At 72.2% G+C, this 16451-nt stretch carries 15 protein-coding genes; 6 read left to right on the top strand and 9 right to left on the bottom strand.

Annotated features, from left to right (window positions below):
* Positions 1–213: 213 nt before the first annotated feature.
* The 8 genes from HN031_RS15335 to HN031_RS21095 form a co-directional block, all read right to left on the bottom strand.
* Positions 214–1797, bottom strand: a complete 1584-nt coding sequence (locus HN031_RS15335) for a M28 family peptidase (RefSeq protein WP_253943486.1) — start codon at positions 1795–1797, stop codon at positions 214–216.
* A 577-nt stretch (positions 1798–2374) separates the two neighbouring features.
* Positions 2375–3352, bottom strand: coding sequence for an NAD(P)-dependent oxidoreductase (locus HN031_RS15330; RefSeq protein ID WP_172271904.1), 978 nt, complete (start codon positions 3350–3352; stop codon positions 2375–2377).
* 4 nt (positions 3353–3356) lie between these two features.
* Complete coding sequence (locus HN031_RS15325; protein WP_172271901.1) at positions 3357–5897, bottom strand: alpha/beta fold hydrolase; 2541 nt, start codon at positions 5895–5897, stop codon at positions 3357–3359.
* 86 nt (positions 5898–5983) lie between these two features.
* Positions 5984–7009 carry a 3-oxoacyl-ACP synthase III gene (locus HN031_RS15320; protein ID WP_172271899.1) on the bottom strand — a complete coding sequence of 342 codons (1026 nt, stop codon included), beginning with the start codon at positions 7007–7009 and terminating at the stop codon, positions 5984–5986.
* A gap of 94 nt (positions 7010–7103) precedes the next feature.
* Complete coding sequence (locus tag HN031_RS15315) at positions 7104–7418, bottom strand: phosphatase RsbU N-terminal domain-containing protein (protein ID WP_172271897.1); 315 nt, start codon at positions 7416–7418, stop codon at positions 7104–7106.
* The gene (locus HN031_RS15310) at positions 7415–7795 is read right to left on the bottom strand and encodes an STAS domain-containing protein (RefSeq protein WP_172271895.1); all 381 of its coding nucleotides are present in this window, start codon (positions 7793–7795) and stop codon (positions 7415–7417) included. Before HN031_RS15310 ends, HN031_RS15315 begins: the two co-directional genes overlap by 4 nt.
* A complete protein-coding gene (locus HN031_RS15305) occupies positions 7785–8669 on the bottom strand; it encodes an STAS domain-containing protein (RefSeq protein ID WP_172271893.1) in 885 nt (294 codons plus the stop codon). The genes HN031_RS15310 and HN031_RS15305 overlap by 11 nt, the downstream gene beginning before the upstream one ends.
* Positions 8670–8713: 44 nt before the next feature.
* A complete protein-coding gene (locus tag HN031_RS21095) occupies positions 8714–9793 on the bottom strand; it encodes a sigma-70 family RNA polymerase sigma factor (protein ID WP_172271891.1) in 1080 nt (359 codons plus the stop codon).
* Positions 9794–10025: 232 nt separating this feature from the next.
* Here HN031_RS21095 and HN031_RS15295 point away from each other — a divergent pair, with 232 nt between their 5' ends.
* From HN031_RS15295 to HN031_RS15285, 3 genes are all read left to right on the top strand, one after another.
* Complete coding sequence (locus HN031_RS15295) at positions 10026–10280, top strand: hypothetical protein (RefSeq protein WP_172271889.1); 255 nt, start codon at positions 10026–10028, stop codon at positions 10278–10280.
* 183 nt (positions 10281–10463) lie between these two features.
* Positions 10464–11606 (top strand): glycosyltransferase family 4 protein, encoded by a 1143-nt coding sequence (locus tag HN031_RS15290; protein ID WP_216652503.1) that lies wholly within the window; start codon positions 10464–10466, stop codon positions 11604–11606.
* A 2-nt stretch (positions 11607–11608) separates the two neighbouring features.
* Positions 11609–12406, top strand: coding sequence for a SigB/SigF/SigG family RNA polymerase sigma factor (locus HN031_RS15285; RefSeq protein WP_172271887.1), 798 nt, complete (start codon positions 11609–11611; stop codon positions 12404–12406).
* Positions 12407–12455: 49 nt separating this feature from the next.
* Here the strand turns inward: HN031_RS15285 and HN031_RS15280 are convergent, their stop codons facing one another.
* On the bottom strand, positions 12456–13040 hold the full coding sequence (locus tag HN031_RS15280; RefSeq protein WP_172271885.1) for a collagen-like protein: 585 nt from the start codon (positions 13038–13040) through the stop codon (positions 12456–12458).
* Between the two features lie 268 nt (positions 13041–13308).
* Here HN031_RS15280 and HN031_RS15275 point away from each other — a divergent pair, with 268 nt between their 5' ends.
* From HN031_RS15275 to HN031_RS15265, 3 genes are all read left to right on the top strand, one after another.
* The gene (locus tag HN031_RS15275) at positions 13309–14190 is read left to right on the top strand and encodes a helix-turn-helix domain-containing protein (RefSeq protein ID WP_216652502.1); all 882 of its coding nucleotides are present in this window, start codon (positions 13309–13311) and stop codon (positions 14188–14190) included.
* A gap of 306 nt (positions 14191–14496) precedes the next feature.
* Positions 14497–15003 carry a hypothetical protein gene (locus HN031_RS15270; protein ID WP_172271883.1) on the top strand — a complete coding sequence of 169 codons (507 nt, stop codon included), beginning with the start codon at positions 14497–14499 and terminating at the stop codon, positions 15001–15003.
* Positions 15004–15355: 352 nt separating this feature from the next.
* Positions 15356–16315: a CARDB domain-containing protein gene (locus HN031_RS15265; protein ID WP_172271881.1), complete on the top strand. Its 960-nt coding sequence runs from the start codon at positions 15356–15358 to the stop codon at positions 16313–16315.
* Positions 16316–16451: the final 136 nt, after the last annotated feature.

Here is a 16451-nt window from a genome sequence, read left to right as displayed (position 1 = left end):
TCCGAGATCCGGGGTCGTCGAGCCCGGCGCCGTTCCGTGCGAGCCACTTCTCGTCATCGGTGGGCGCCATCCGCTGAGTTTCGCACGCCGAGGACGGCGCAGTCTCTACCGTCCTCGAGCGATGGTCAGGCAGAACGACGTCCGGCCGGGGTGGGCGACTGTGTCGCCCTCCCCGGCCGGACGATGCTGCTGCGGGCTAGGTCCCGAGCGACCTCAGCTGGCCTCGGCCTCGTGGTCGTGGTCGTGGCCGTCGTCGCCACCGAGGGGCCCGGCGAAGGTGTGCTCCGGACCGGCGGGAGCCGGGATGGTGAACTTGCCCGGCACCTTGCGACCCGGCACACCGTTGACGCCCTCGGTCGAGTAGGCGTAGGTGAGCACGGCGAACGCGACGGCGTCGGAGTTGACGTCGAGCGCCTTCTGGTTGACGTTGTCGATCGTGTCGCAGGCCAGGTGGTAGCACTGGTCGAAGGACTCACCGGCGACACCACCCCAGATCGCCTGCTGCTGCGGGGTCTTGACGACCTCCGCGCCCGTGAAGAGGCCGCCGGACGGGATGCCGTTGTTGATGAAGGCCTGGTAGTCGCTGCGTCCGCTGAAGGCCGAGTCGTCGTACGGCTCGCTGCGCACGGTGTAGAACGACTCCAGCGTCCCCTCGATGTGCTCCGAGCCCTCGGGCACCGGCACGGGCGCCACGAAGCTCGACTCGTTGGCGTCGTAGATACCGAAGTAGTAGTTCGGCGAGCCGATCATGTCGAAGTTGAGGTAGAGCGCGATCTCGTCCTTCTCGGCCTGGGTCCGCTGCCCCACCCATGCGGTGGACCCGAGCAGGCCGATCTCCTCGGCACCCCACCACGCGAAGCGCACGGTGTTGTGGGGCTTGGAGTTGCCCATGGCCTCGACCACGTCGAGCAGCCCGGACGAGCCGCTGCCGTTGTCGTTGATGCCCGGTCCCGCAGGCACCGAGTCGAGGTGGGCGCCGGCCATGACGACGTTGTCGTCGACCTCGCCCTCCAGCTCGCCGATGACGTTGAAGTCGGTCACCTCGCGGAAGTCGACGGCGACCCGCGCCCGCGAACCCGGCTGGGCCAGGGCCTGACCGGCCGCGAAGCTCGTGCCGACGACGGGGATGTCGACGACGATCGGGTCCTCGGCGGTCGGGGCGAGGGTCGGGCTGATCACGCCGAAGCGATCCCCGGCGGACGCGTCGCCCTGGTTGAAGATGATGACCGCGGAGGCGCCGGCCTCCTCGGCGTTCAACGCCTTGACCCGGAAGGAGCACGTGGGTGCGGGCGCCGGGGGGCCACCGCGCTGGAGGAGCGCGATGGAGCCGGCCGGGAAGCCGGCGAAGTCGGCGTCCTCGCATCCGCTGGTGTTCTGCCGGGTGCCGGCCAGGTTGATGTCGACCGGTACGACGGCTTCCGTCACGTCGCCCTCACCCGTGCCGGTCGCGCCGGCGTGGGGGTGCGCCGTCTGCGTCGGCGCGACCTGCTGGAGCACCGTGTCGGTGGCGTTGTAGGTGAACGGCACGACGTCGGCCGACCAGCCCGACTTCTCGAGGACCTCGACCACGTAGTCGACGCTCGCCCGGTAGCCGGGGGTCTCGGTGGCTCGGGTGCCGCCGTTGGCGTCGGCGATGGCCTGGAAGGCCTCGAGGTGCTTGGTGACACCTTCCGCCGAGACGCACTCGAGCAGCTTGGAGTAGCTGTTGTTGTTGCGGCTGTCACACGCCTTGCCGGCGGGTGCCGCGGCCGAGGACGACGCCGTCACCGGTATCACCGCACCGGCAGAGGCGACCATCAGACTGGCTGTGGCTACGCCGAGAGATCGTCGAGCACGCTTGCTGACCATCGAGGACTCCTTTGTCACTCGTGCATGGAGCGCGGGCACTCGGGGGTGTTGCCCGCAAGCGCTCAACCTAGGCACAACGATGCTGCGATGACTAGGGCTCCTCATCCCCAGGAGCCATGTCGGCACCCCCCGTCCTGACCATGCCGAGGTGGCCCGTCCGGGTCACCCGCCCGTCCGAGGAGAACCTCCTCCCCGATCGCGACGTCGGGAAGGCAGAGGCCCCGCGGCCACGAGGGGATCCGGCCGCGGGGCGTGCTCCCCCCAGGGGAACCCGGCAGCCACGGGAGGCCGTCGGGGTCCCGATCAGCGGAGTCCCCACTACCGCCGGTCGTTGCTCGGATCGTACGGCGTCCAGCCGGGTGGGCGTTCCACCCTTGAGGCGGGACCGACCACATTCCCCCCGCGCCCTCCCTCGGTAGTCCCCATCAAACGGGTCGTCGGATCGGGCCGCGGACGACCCGTTCGATGGGGACTACCCGGGGCCGGCGCGTGGTGTGCGTGCGGCGGCGGCCCGCTCCTGTGCCGGCTAGCGCGAGGTGGCGGCGTACCACGCGGCGAGGGCCTCGAAGCCCGCCTCGAGCCCGACGGTGGGAGCCCATCCCAGCAGCGTTCGGGTGCGGCGCTGGTCGAACCAGTGCGCCGTCGTCAGCTGCTCGGCGAGGAACCGGGTGACCGGCGGGACGTCCGTACGCCCGGTGACCGCCCAGACCCGGTCGGCGACCGCGCCGGCGGCCAGCGCGAGGGGCACGGGAACGTGGCGCCGCGGTGGGGGCACCCCGGCCGCCCGGCAGACCCGGTCGAGGATCTCGGCCACCGGTCGGGGGTCCCCGCCGCTGACGACGAGCGCCTCCCCGTGGGCGTCGGGTCCGCAGGCGTCGACCGCAGCGACGAGCGCCGCGGCGGCGTCGTCCACGTAGGTGGTGTCGATCAGCGCGGTGCCGCCGCCGAGCAGCGGCAGGCGCCCGCTGCGGGCGCGGGTCACGAGGCGGGCGACGAGCTGGACGTCCCCTGGGCCCCACACGAGGTGCGGCCGCACGGCGAGCACCGCGAGGTCGGGCCCGTCGGCGGACAGGGCGAGCACCTCGGCGGCGGCCTTGGTGCGCGAGTAGTGCCCGCGGGCGTGCTCCGGGTCGGCCGGCTCCGCACCGGCGCCGACGAGCGGTCGGCCGGTGTGCGCGACCGACGGGGACGACACCTGCACGAACCGTCCCACCCCGGCTGCACGGGCGGCGGAGACGACGGTCGCTGTTCCCGTCACGTTGGCGCGCTCGTACGCCGCCCGCGGACCGACCACGTCCACCTTGGCGGCCAGGTGCAGGACGGCGTCCTGGCCGCGGACGGCGCGCGCGACCGCCTCGTGGTCGGCGACGTCGCCGAGCACCTCGGGGCAGTCGAGACCGGCGTGGCGGCGCTGCATCACCGTGACGTCGTCACCACGGGCGACGAGCAGCCCGGCAGTGGTGCGCCCCAGGAGCCCGGAGGCGCCGGTGACCAGGACCTTCATGCCCTCACGAGCCCCCGCGCCCGGCGAGGGTCCGTGCCGCCTGCCGCGCGACCTCGAGCCGGTCGACCTTCGACGCGTGGCGGATGTCGAGGGGCAGCCGGTCGCTGCGCAGCACCGCCGCCAGGGCGGTCCCCGCGGCTGCACGGACGTCCTCGGCGAGGTCGTACGGCGCCACGCCGAGGTCCATCGCACCCCGTCCGCCGGCGCGCGATCGGTCCGGGCCGCCCTCGGGGACGACGACGGCCACGACCACCTGCGCCCCCGGGGGGCCGACGCCGACGACGGCCGCAGCGCTCACGGCGTCGAGGGACTCCAGCCGCTGCTCGATCGCGACCGGCGTCACCAGCGCGTCCGCGGTGCTGACGACGTGCGCCGCGCGGCCCTCCACCCACAACCGGCCCTCGTCGTCCAGGTGTCCGACGTCGCCGGTGGCGTGCCAGCCGGGGTGGCGGCTGGCGGTGTGCTCGGTCCCCCACAGGGAGTCGTAGCGGTCCTTGACGTGCGCGGCGCGGACGCAGATCTCGCCCGTCACCCCGGGCTCGACGACCAGTGACGTGTCGCCGTCGCGGTGCGTGAGCGGCTCGAGGGCCACCTCGACGCCGGGCAGCGGCCGGCCGACGCAGACGCCCTCCCCCGCACCGGCCTCGGTGATCTCGTCGAAGGAGACGTCGGTGACGGGAAGCACCTCGGTCATGCCGTACGGCGTGTGGAGGCTCGCGTGGGGCAGCACCTCCCCCACGGCGGCGAGCAGCGAGGCGGGCACGGGTGCACCGGCCGACATCAGCAGCCGGACGCCGGCCAGGGCGTCGCGCTGGCCGGCGGTCAGGCCGGCCCGCGTCGCCACCACGCGTCGCAGGGCCGCGGGAGAGGCGAACACGATGCGCGCGTCGACGGCCTTCGCCGCGTCGGCGAGGAGCGGGGCGGTGAGGGTGTCCGGCGCGGTGACGTCGATGTCGGGCACGACCGAGCCGAGCCCCAGCGCGGGACCGAGGATCGAGAACGGAGCGAACGCCGCGACGAACGTGTCGTCCGGCTGCAGGCCGTACGTCGCGCGCACGAGGTCGACCTGCGCGCGTACCTGCCGGTGCCGGTAGACGACTCCCTTGGACGGCCCGGTGGCCCCGGAGGTGAAGACCACGGCGCAGTCCGCGTCGGGGTCCGGGGGCGTCGGTGCCGCAGCGGTGCGACCGCGGCGCGCCAGCTCGTCGAGGTCGTGGTCGACGCCGAGGAGGCGTCGCGCCGACGCGGGCAGGGGGTGCGCCGCGATGCGCGAGCCCGGCAGGCCCATCGCCCGGGCCGCGGCGAGACCGGCCCGGCCGGCGACGAGGTGGTCGAGGGAGGCCCCGCGCAGGGCCCGGCGCATGCCGGTGAAGCCGAGTCCCTTGTCGGCCACCACCACGACGGCACCTGCCCGCCACACCGCGTAGACGACCGAGGTCAGGTCGGCGGACGGCTCGACCAGCAGGCCGACCCGGTCGCCGGGGCGTACGCCCGCCGACGCCAGCCCGGCGGCCAGCTCGGTCACCCGCCGCGAGAGCGCGGCCCAGCTCACCGTGGTTCCGTGAGCGGAGAAGACGGGGCTGGTGTCGTGGGAGCGCCGCTCGAGCGGGGCCCAGAGCGGCTCGTGGTGACCGGTGTCCGGGGAGGCCGGGGACGCCGGGGACGCCGGGGAGGTCGCGGCACCGGCGGGACCCGACGGCTCGTCGAGCTCCTGCACCCAGGTGGACACGAGGTCGGCGTACTCCGGTGCGTCCTCGGTCACCAGGTGCGAGGCGCCCTCGAACCGGTGGACCCGGGCGTGCGGCAGCCGCTCGCGCAGGTCCGCCAGGTAGCGCTCGCCGAACACGGGGTCGCGGGGCCCCCAGAACATCAGGGCCGGCACGTCCAGGGTGCGCACCCCCTCGGCGAGCTCGGCCACGACGTCGTACGACGGGTGGCCGGCGGAGAACGGGATGTCGGCGACGAAGGCCCCGACCGCCCGGCGGTCGTCGGCGGTGCGGTAGGGCGACGCCAGCGCGTCGCGGACGTCGCGGGGCAGCGCGGGCCGCGACAGCGCCGAGGTGGCGCGGACGAACGTGGGCGTCACCACGCACCCGAGTGGACGCACGCCCGGCAGGTGGGCGAGGCGGATCAGCGGCGGACCGAGGTCCCCCGGCGGCTGTGCCACGGCGGTGTTGCCCAGGACAACACCGCGCAGCTGGTCGCGGTGCGCCAGCGCCCAGCCCAGCGAGATGATGCCGCCCCAGTCGTGCCCGACGGTGACGACGGGACCGGTGACGCCCAGGGCGTCGGTGAGCCGGCCCAGGTCGGCGACGCGCTGCGCCACCGAGCGGTCGGCGTCGGGGCGCTCGGACCAGCCCAAGCCGAGGTGGTCAGCGGCGACGACCCGCCAGCCCGGCGGTGCTGCGGCGAGGAGTCCGCGCCAGAGGTAGGACCACGTCGGGTTGCCGTGCACGCACAGCAGGGTGCCCGTCGTGGGCTCGACCCCGTTGTCGAGCACGTGCCAGCGTCGCGTGCGGCCCTCCGCATCCGGTGCGTCGACCATGCGTGACCAGGCCGGGTCGAGGCCCGGCAGCTCGTCCAGCTCAGGTCCTCCGCGGGGTTGCGCTGATCCTGGCCGCGAGGGCGACCTCACCAGCGGACCTCGATGCAGCTGGCGTTCAGGCCGGACCCGATGCCCATGAGCAGGACACGGTCACCCGGTGCGAGGGTGTCCGCCTCACCGGCGAGCGTGAAGGCCACCGACGCGGGTCCGATGTTGCCGAACTCCGGGAAGCTGCGCGGCACGAGCTCGGGGTCGATCTTGAGCCGCTCGCAGATGGCGTCGGTGTGGACCTGGGAGATCTGGTGCAGGAAGTAGCGGCTGATGTCGTCGTCCCAGCCGAACTCGCTGGCGGCCCCGTCCCAGAGTCCTGATGACAGGTCGAGACCGGCCTCCAACAGGCCCTTGAGGTCGGTCCTCATGACGTCGTTGTCCCCCACGCACAACTCATGGTGCTGCGTGGCCGCCCGGCTCACGCCCGCCACCAGCGCGTGGCCCTCGGGGTGCTGGTCGGCGCGGGCCAGGACCATCGCCACCGCACCCGAGCCCAGGGTCAGGGCGGCGAACTCCGACATCAGGTCGCGCGACGTGACGCCGTCGGCCGACAACCGCCTGATCGTCGACTCCTGGACGGGCTGCGAGTCCTCGCTGTCGACCACCAGCGCGACGTCGATCATCCCCGACTCGATCATCGCCGCGGCGATCTCCATGCCGTTCATGAACCCGAGGCAGGCGTTGGTGACGTCGAAGTTCTGGCACCCGGGCGACAGGCCCAGCGCGTCGTGGATGACGACCGCGGTCGAGGGCTCCAACCAGCTGCGACTCAACGAGGTGTTGACGAGCAGGTCGACCTGCTCTGGCCGTACGCCGCTCGCTGCCAGCGCAGCCTCACCGGCAGCGACGGCACCATCGGTGAAGGCCACGTCGTCGGCCCACCGACGCCGTTCACGGATGCCGACCAACCCCTCGAGGAGCCCCGGACGCATGCGCGTACGCCGGTAGACGTCGCTGAGACGCTCGTCGAGCTCCGCGGACGTGACGACCACGGACGCCTCCACCCGCTCGACCCCCAAGATGACGGTGCGGTCGTAGCGATGGGTCGAGTTCCGGGACATGCTTCTCCTGACGCGCCTCTGAGGCGGTCGCTGCGGAGGCCGTCGAAGAGTACCCGTGCTGCACGTCTGCATGCGCTTCGGCGATCGTTCCGGGTCAGTCGGGCTCGACGGTGAGACGTGTGTCCATGAACCCGCGCTGGGCGACCTCGAACGACGCGACCAGGTCGATGAGGAGGGTCGACGCGGCCCCGGCCAGCTCGGCCGCCTCGTCCACCCGGCGCGCGGTGGTGAGGACCTCGAGGAACAGGTCGTTGTGCACGCGCACCACGTCGAGCAGGCCGACGGACTCCTGCATCGCGCGTCGCCCCAGCTGGTAGGCGGCCTGGAGCCCGGACTCGTCGCGCTGAGCGAGGTGGCGCAGGAGGAGCGGCGCGTAGTCGAGGCGGAAGCGCTGCAGCGGGTCGGTCACTGCCCCAGCCACTCGAGGCCCTCCTCGAGATCCAGTGCCGTCTGCGTGAGCGGGATCCGCACACCGAGGCGGACCAGGGTCATGGCGACGTCCGGGGCGATGCCGACCACGACGGTCCGCGCACCTCGCAGCTGGGCCATGTAGGCGAGGTCGGCGAGCGTCCTCGCAGCGAAGGAGTCGAGGACGTCGAGCGCGGCGACGTCGATCAGGATCCCCCGCGAGCGCTCCCGGCCCACCCGCTCGAGCAGGTCGCGCTGCAGCCGGACGAGCTGCTCGTCGTCGAGGGCGGCGTGGATCGAGACGATCAGGTTCGGCCGCTGCGAGAGGATCGAGGCGGGCAGCGGCGCGAGCGGGGCGGTGGGCGTGTCAGTCGGCATCAGGCACCTTCGAGACGCGGAACCCGAGCTGTCGCTCCGCTTCCTCGATGCCTCCCTGCAGGTCGCCGACCGTGTGCATCTTGCTGAGGTCGACCCCGATGGTGACGAGGGTCTGGGCGATCTCGGACGACAACCCGGTGATGATGACGTCCGCACCCATGAGGCGGGAGGCCGTCACGGTGTCGACGAGCGAGTTGGCCACGGTCTCGTCCATGTCCGGGACCCCGGTCACGTCGATGACCACCAGCTTCGCCCGGTGAGCGCGGATGGCGTGCAGCAGCTGCTCGGTGAGCTGCCGGGCGCGGTCCTGGTCGAGCACGCCGATGATCGGCAGGATCAGCAGCCGCTCGCGCACCTGCAGCACGGGGGTCGACAGCTCCAGCAGGGCGTCCTGCTGGTCACGGATCACCCGCTCGCGCTGGTCGACGAAGCTGACGGCCACGGTGTTGGCGATGCGGTTGGCTGCCGGCTCGTAGGCGTTGAGCACGTGGGTGAGCAGCTCGAAGTCCTCGCGGTACTTCTCGAAGAGCGAGCGGGCGAGCACGTCCCTCAACAGCAGGACGATGCCGATCACCTCGTGGGTCTCGACACCGCGCGGGATGATCCGCTCGGACAGGTCACGCGCGTAGTCGCGGAGCGCCTCGACGCTGCCGGTCTCGAGCACCCCGACATAGTTGTCGTAGACCGAGGTCGCCTCGGAGAAGACCTCCTCGTTCGTCATGGCGGACAGCAGGTGGGCCCCGGTGATCCGCTCGGCCCACTGCTGCCGCAGCTCGGTGCGGTGGTCGCGCAGGTGGGCGACCAGCTCGGGGAGCAGCTTGTCGTCGCTGCGGTCGGTCTGGGCCGCCCCCGGGATGGTGGAGTCGTCGGTCATGTCTGGACCTCTCTCGTCTTCTTCGCTGGTAGGTGCTGATCGGTTCACCGCAACCACTTCTCCATCGACACGGTCGTCCCCTCGCCGGGGACCGACCGCAGGTGGAACCTGTCCATGAGGCGCTTCGCACCGGGCAGGCCCAGGCCGAGGCCCTGGTAGGTGCTGTAGCCGTCCTGGAGGGCCTCCTCGAGGTCTGCGATCCCCGGCCCCACGTCGCGGACCACCACGCGGATGCCTCGGCGCCCGTCCTCGTCGAGCAGCGAGATCGTCACCTCACCGCGCTCGGCGAACTTGACGATGTTGCGGGCGATCTCGGAGATCGCCGTGGCGATGACCGTCTGGTCGGACGCCGTGAAGCCTGCCTGGGCCGCCGCCTCGCGCCCCTGCTGCCTGGCCGCGACCACGTCGGCGTCCCGCGACACCGGCACCCGCACGAGGCTGTCCTCGGGGAGGCGCCCGCGGCGCTCGAAGAGGCGATCGGCGAGCTGCGCGCACGCCCCGCACCCGAGGAGGTGACCGTGGACGTCCAGCTCTCCCTGGCGCCTCCGGTCGCCGATCGACAGCGCTCGCAGGACCGGCCGGCACCGGTCTGTTGCCGGGTCGACGCCCTCCGCGACGAGGAGGTACTCCACCCGGAGGCTGGCTCGGGCGCGAGCCAGCCTGGCCGCGACCGCGCCCGGAGTGGAACCCCGCTCGGCTGCCATCGTGCTGGTGTCGTCGCCGTCGACCTCGTGGGCGACCAGCAGGTCCCGGTCGTCGGCGGGCAGCTGGGCCAGCGCGGCCGCCATGAACGCACGGTCCTCCTGCCGCAGCACCCCGTCGGTCGGCGGCTCGACCTCCTGAGCCTCGACGAGGAGGTGGGACCGGCTCCGGGCGCGGTCGTTGCGCTCGGCGTACGACGCGACGACGTGTCGCGCCGTCACCGCCGCATAGTGGTGCAGCTTGGCCGGCTCGACGTGCGTGGAGGACGACATCAGCCGGGCCAACGTCTCCTGGACGAGGTCGTCCAGCGTGTGCGGGTCCTTGATCCTCGCCCCGACCACCCGGCGCAGCACGGGGACGAGCTCCGCCACGACGCTCTCGTCGTACGGATGCGCACCGCCACGCACGGGCTCGCTCGGCACAGGGTCCTCCTCCCCACCGAGAAGCAGGACCTGCGGTCCCTTGGATAAACCTGCACCAGTCTATGACCAGCCTCGTCACGACGCATGACGCGAGCCTCTCGCCGCTGGTCCCCCGACGACGTCTCGTACGGCGCCCGGACCCGGTCGGCCGCGCCCGGTGCCCGCGTCATGCACCGGCGCCGAGCAGGTCATGGGACGAACGACGACGACAGCAGGACCGAGGAGGGACCACGTGCACGACCGAGACGAACAGCAGGGCGACCACGCGCAGGGGCTGCGCGAGCGCGACCTCGAACAACGGATGGCCGAGCTCGAGAAGCAGATGGTGACGCTCGCCGCGGCGGTCGACGCCGCCTCACGGATGCAGGTCGCCACGCCGAACCGGCTCGACCACGACATCAGGATCGCCGGTGGCCGGCTGGTCCGCCGGATCCTCGAGAAGGGTCGTCTCGTGGAGGACTACCGCGACACGCGCCGCGCCGACTAGCTCCGACGACGCCGCGTGCGGTCAGACCCCGCGGCGTCGTCGGTCATCGCAGCCGGCATGCCGGTGCTGCCCGCACCAGGACCGAACCCATCGGCCGTTCCGGCCGTCGACAGATCGGAGTCACGAGTGACACAGACCATGCAGATGAACGGGACGAGGCACGTGGCGCGGACCCCGTCGAGGGTGCCTGCGGTCCGGACGAAGGGCGGGACCGGCGTACGACCGCCGCTGCGCATCGCGCAGGTGGCGCCCCTCTACGAGGCGGTGCCCCCCGGTGCCTACGGTGGGACCGAACGCATCATCGCGACGCTCTGCGACGGCCTCGCCGCGCAGGGGCACGACGTCACCCTGTTCGGGCCGGCGACCTCCGACACGGCGGCACGGCTCGTGGCCTTCGAGAAGCCGCTCCGCGAGCGCTTCAGCGCCGACGAGATGGCCGGCGTGGCGCCCCACCTCCACCTGGAGATGATGGCCGAGGTGGCCGCCCGGGCCGGTGAGTTCGACGTCATCCACTCCCACCTCGACCTGCTGGCGCTGCCGTTCACTCCGCTGATCGCCACGCCCAGCGTGCTGACCCTGCACGGTCGGCTCGACCTCGACTTCGTGCGCGAGCTGCTCCCGCGCTACGGCTCCGTGCCGCTCGTGTCCATCAGCAACGACCAGCGGCGCGCGGTCGAGGACCTCGACCTGACGTGGGCGAGCACGGTCTACAACGGACTCGACCTCGGCCACTACCGCGACGTGCCGCACGACCCCGACGGCTACCTGGGCTTCGTCGGCCGGATCGCCGAGGAGAAGGGGCCGCTGGCGGCGATCGAGGTCTCCCGCCGGACCGGCCTGCCGCTGCGCATGGCGGCCAAGGTCGACCCGACGGACGTCCGGTACTACGAGGACGAGGTGGCGCCGCACATGGGCAGCCACGTCGACTTCGTCGGCGAGATCACCGAGGACGAGAAGCCGGCCTTCTACGCCGGCGCCCGCGCCACCCTCTTCCCCAGCGACTGGCCCGAGCCGTTCGGGCTGGTCATGATCGAGTCCTTGGCCGCCGGCACCCCGGTGATCGCGCTCCGCCGCGGCTCGGTTCCCGAGGTCATCGAGCACGGCGTCACCGGCTTCATCTGCGACGACGTCGACGACATGGCCGACGCCGTCAGCCGGATCGACCAGATCGACCCGGACGCGTGTCGTCGCGGCGCCGAGCGCTTCACCGCCGAGCGCATGTGCCGCGAGTACGTCGACGTCTACCGCACGCTGCTGCGCACGCGTCGCCCCGGGCCGGGTCAGGGTGTCGCGCAGCAGCTGCTGTCGGCCACGGGCGAGAACTGACCATGACGTCCGACCGAGTCGTGTCTCCCCTCCGGTCCGTCAGGCACCGGTCGCCAGCCGGGCGCCGGCTGGCCCGCGAGCTGATCGAGGACCACCACGACGTGGCCGTCTCGATGGCGTGGCGCTACCGCAACCGCGGCGTCGACCTCGACGACCTCCAGCAGGTGGCCCTCCTCGGACTCACCAAGGCCGCCCAGCGCTTCGACCCCGACGCCGGACACGCCTTCATGTCCTTCGCCGTTCCCACCATCCGCGGGGAGATCCGGCGCTACTTCCGCGACAACGGCTGGATGGTCCGACCGCCTCGACGCGTGCAGGAGCTGCAACCACGGATCCACGAGGCACGCGAGGAGCTCGAGCGCGAGCTGGAGAGATCACCGCGCCCCACCGAGATCGCGGAGCACCTCGGCGAGCCGCTGGACTCCGTGGTGGAGGCACTGACCGCGGAAGGAACGTTCGCACCGACCTCCCTGGACGGCGTCGTCGGCGACGGTTCCACCACCTTGGGCGAGCTGCTCGGTGGCGCCGACCCGGCCCTGCGGGCGGTCGAGGCGAAGGTCCTGGTGCAGCCACTCCTCGCCCAGCTGTCCGAGCGCGACCGTCACGTCGTACGGCTCCGCTTCTACGAGGACCGGCCGCAGCGGGAGATCGCCGACGACTTGGGGATCACCCAGGCGCAGGTGTCGCGCATCCTCGCGCGCCTGCTCGCGCAGCTCCGCCGCGGCCTCGAGGGAGAGCCGACGGCCACCCTCGCGACCCGCTGCGCCACCCACTCCACGCCCATGACCCGCGCCAGCTAGCCCTTCCAGCACCGCAGCGGGACCCGTACCCCGCGGCGGCGCGGGACGATCAGCCGACGAGCGCGCAGGTGGCCGTGACGCGCAGCGTCTTGGTGCCGTCGGTGTCGTTGAAGCCGTAGGCCGCGCCGCTGTTGAGGTTGGGGTTGATGCTGGTCGCCGTGGGCCGCACGCTCGCAGTCCAGTCACCGGAGACGCCGAGGATCTTCTTCCCGCCCGGGCACACCGCGACCACGGCGCCGCCGACCCCGGCCGACAGGTCCTTGGTGGCCTCCACGTGCTGCAGCCCGCTCACGCCGTTGATCCCGTTGATCCCGGCCGGGCCGGTCTCGCCCTTGGGCCCGTTGTCGCCGGTGAGGCCGCGGGGACCCTCCGGACCCCTGGGACCGGCCTGGCCGGAGCCGTCCTCCAGCTCGGCGACCGTGGCCGCGCTGAGATCGGCGGCGGTGAGGGCGCCGTCCTTGACGTCCGTGCCGGTGACGCTCTTGTTCTTGATGTCCGCCGATGCCACGGAGCCGTTCTTGATGTCGGCCCCGGTGACCAGGGCGCCAGCGACGGCCCCGGTGGAGGCCGAGACCGCCACCAGGGCGGCGAGGACGGCGGCGGCGGGCAGGGCCCGGACGAGCTTGGTGTTCACGGTGGTGTTCCCTCTCAGGGTCGTGTGGTGACCGGTGGCCCGGCAACGTGCCGGACCTCCGGTGAGCGACGCGGTTCGCGTCGCACGACGGGACGCTAGGAGTCCGCGCCGATGCCTGCTATCCACGAAGCGCGGGCGGCATCCGCCGAGCGCGGTCGTCCGCGATCCTCCGAGGTTGAAAAGGCGTTCCCGCCTGATGCCGGACGTGCCATGATCGCGTGAGCGCTCGTCCGGGGGTGGACGGAAGCGCACGAGGGGGTCCACGTCGATGTCTCGGCCGTTGCTCAGCGCACACCGCACGATCGCCACGACCGACATGGACCAGGCACGGCTCGAGGTGTCCGCGCACTTCTGCCCCCACGTGCTCGAGCCGACGGGGCGCGACGGACACCTCGACATGGTCCACAACGCAGCCGCGATCGGTCCGTCCGTGAGGCTCAACTACCTCACCTATGGCAGCGCCATGCGCATCACTCCCGGGACGTTCGACCACTTCTTCCTCGTCAAGGTCCCCCTGGCCGGCTCGGCCCGCGTGCGGGTGGGCGACCGGGTGGTGCACTCCACCCGCAGTCACGCCTCGATCGGATCGCCCACCGAGCCGGTCGACATGATGTGGAGCGAGGGCTGCGAGCAGCTGCTGATCTACCTTCGGCGCTCTGCGGTCGAGGACGTCGCCCGTGGCGACGGTGATGCCGCTCCGGTCGTGTTCGACCCGACGATGGACCTCGAGGCTCCTGCCGCCCGCTCGTGGCTGCGCCTGGTGCACCTGGCGGTCGACGACATGGAGGCCGGCGGTGCGTTGTTCGGCTCACCCCTCGCGGCCGTGCACTTCGAGCAGACCCTCATCTCCGGACTGCTGGCGCTCCAACCCAGCTCTGCGCAGGAGGTGGAGCGGCCGACGCGACCCTGCCCACCCGTCGTACGCGCCGTCGTGGACCTCATCGAGGATCAGCCCGAGCACGCGTGGACGATCGCCGAGCTGGCTCGGCATGCAGGGGTCTCGCCGCGCACCCTCCAGGAAGCGTTCCAGCGCGAGCTGGGCATGAGTCCGCTGGAGCGATTGCGTCGCACACGCCTGGAGCGCGCGCGTCGCGACCTCGTCTCGGCAGATCCCGCGCGGACCTCGGTCACCGACGTCGCGGCTCGCTAGGGCTTCTTCCACCTCGGCAGGTTCGCGCAGACCTACCGGGCGGCCTACCAGGAGCTCCCCTCGCAGACACTGGCGGGCTGAAGCCGCTCGGCACCGGCGTCTCGCCGACCGATGCCGCTCGGCCCGTGGGGCAGCGCAACGTCGTGCCGTGGCAGTCATTGACACTGTCGCCCCCGATCGAGGCCGTCCTAGCGTGATCTCGCCGCGTCGGCAGGGCGACCAGCCCCCGCCCGACGCCTCCCGGACGCAGCTCCGCCCGCGTCCGCCACCTCGATCCTCGATCCTCGATCCTCGAAGGAGATCCTCATGCGCAGATGGTTGGTCGTCACCGGCCTCCTCGGCTCGCTGGCCCTCACCGGGTGCGGCGCGTCCGACACCTCCGACACCTCCGGCGCCGTCGACGACGCCATCACGGCAGCCGCAGACAGCGGCCCGGTGACCGACACCTCGGACCTCGCGGCCGACCGGGCGGTCCTGACCGCGCTGTGCGAGCAGCACTGCGCCTCGCTGAGCCTGGACGGCATCTCGATGTGCGAGTCCGGCGCCGAGTGCGACGCCAACGTCGCCGAGGCGCACGGGCGGCTCGAGGCGCTGGTCGACGCGGCGGCGGCGGAGGGGCTCGACATCACCGCCGCGCCCGCCATCGAGGGCCCGATCGCTGTGTCGCGACGCGCGCACGAGGAGTACCGGTCGACGCAGCCCTGCCGCGACGAGGTCGCCGGGGAAGAGCTGTCCTCGACCTGCTTCGCCGGCGTCGCCGACTACCTGGTCACCGTCCAGCTCGTCGGCATGAACCTGGAGCGGAACTCGTGATCGTCACCGGGACCTACACCACCACGACCACCACCACACCGGCAGCGCGAGAGCGCCGGAACGTCTCCCAGGTCCCTGCACGCCGGTGACACTCGCGCACCCACCGCGACGTCGGGATCGTGCGGGCATCGGGACCGCTGACCGCTGACCGCTGTGCGGAGGTCACCCGGTCACCGGACGGCTGGTGACGCCGCGTCCGGGACAAGAAGGACGCAAGGACGGGGCAAGTGGCCGACGTGAGACTGCATCGACGCCCAGTGCGTACGACGACCACTCGAGAGGACCTTCCATGCACCCGAAGAACCCCGCCGGCGCAGCTCGGCGGTCCCGCCCGGGACCACGGACCGCGGCCATGTTCGCCGCTGCGTTCCTGACCGCGAGCGTGGTGCCGCCAGCGTCGGCCGCACCATCGGCGCGGCCCGACCTCGTCACGACGTCGGTCACCGTCACGGCCACGGCGAAGCCCGGCGAGACGATCACCGTCTCGACGAAGGTCAAGAACGCCGCCAAGGGCAAGGCGCCGGCCACCCGGACGACGTACGCGCTGTCGACGGACACGTCCGCCGGCGGCGACATCACGTTGCCGGGGACGAGCAAGGTCACGGCGCTGAAGCCGGGAAGGAGCGCGTCGGTGAAGGCAGCTGTGGCGCTGCCCGGCAGCACCCCGGACGGCAGCTACTTCGTGATCGCCTGCGCTGACGCCGCGAAGAAGGTGCGGGAGAGCAAGGAGAGGAACAACTGCCGCGCCTCCGACGCACCCGTCGAGGTCTCGGGCGACATCGAGGGAACCCTGTCCGGGACCCTCACCTTCACCGACGTCGGCGCGAGCAGCACCGGCCTCTGGGACACGTGGAACCGCTCGGCCCAAGCCACCGTGCACATGTCGGTCAGTGGTCCCCGGCTCGACGAGGTGTTCGCCTCCACGGGCAGCACCTACACGGTCGACGGCACGCGGGACGACGCCAACACCGCCCCCGGCTGCCAGCGTCGGCGCAGCGAGACAGGTGGAGGCACCCTGGCCTACACCGGCAACCCGTTCACCGACGACGTGCAGGGCAAGTTCACCAAGACCGACCTCAGCGGCCTGGGACTGCTCGTCACCATGCCCTACACCGCGGTGACCACCGAGTCGGGCTGCGAGGAACCCAGGACGACCACCTCCTCGTCGATCGACCTCAACGACATCACGCTCACCCAGGTCAGCCGGACGGCGACCAGCGTGACCTACCGGGCCTCCGAGTTCCTCGGGCCCTACAGCGGTACGTCGGAGTGGGACTCCATCACGGGCGACCTCGTGCTCACCCTCACGTGACCCCCGACTGACGGTCCAGGCACGACCGGTTATCGCACCCGCAGGCCACGACGTGGCCCGGGCTTCATCGTCGGCTCGGGCCCGGGTGCTCTGGAAACGGGCACCCGGGCCGCTCGACGACAGACGGGCGGGTGGT

It is taken from the genome of Nocardioides sp. zg-1308 (genome assembly GCF_013155375.1).
In the GTDB taxonomy this organism is placed as follows: Bacteria; Actinomycetota; Actinomycetes; order Propionibacteriales; family Nocardioidaceae; genus Nocardioides; species Nocardioides renjunii.
Note: the sequence above shows the minus strand (reverse complement) of the source record. Positions and strands in the feature narration are given on the sequence as shown.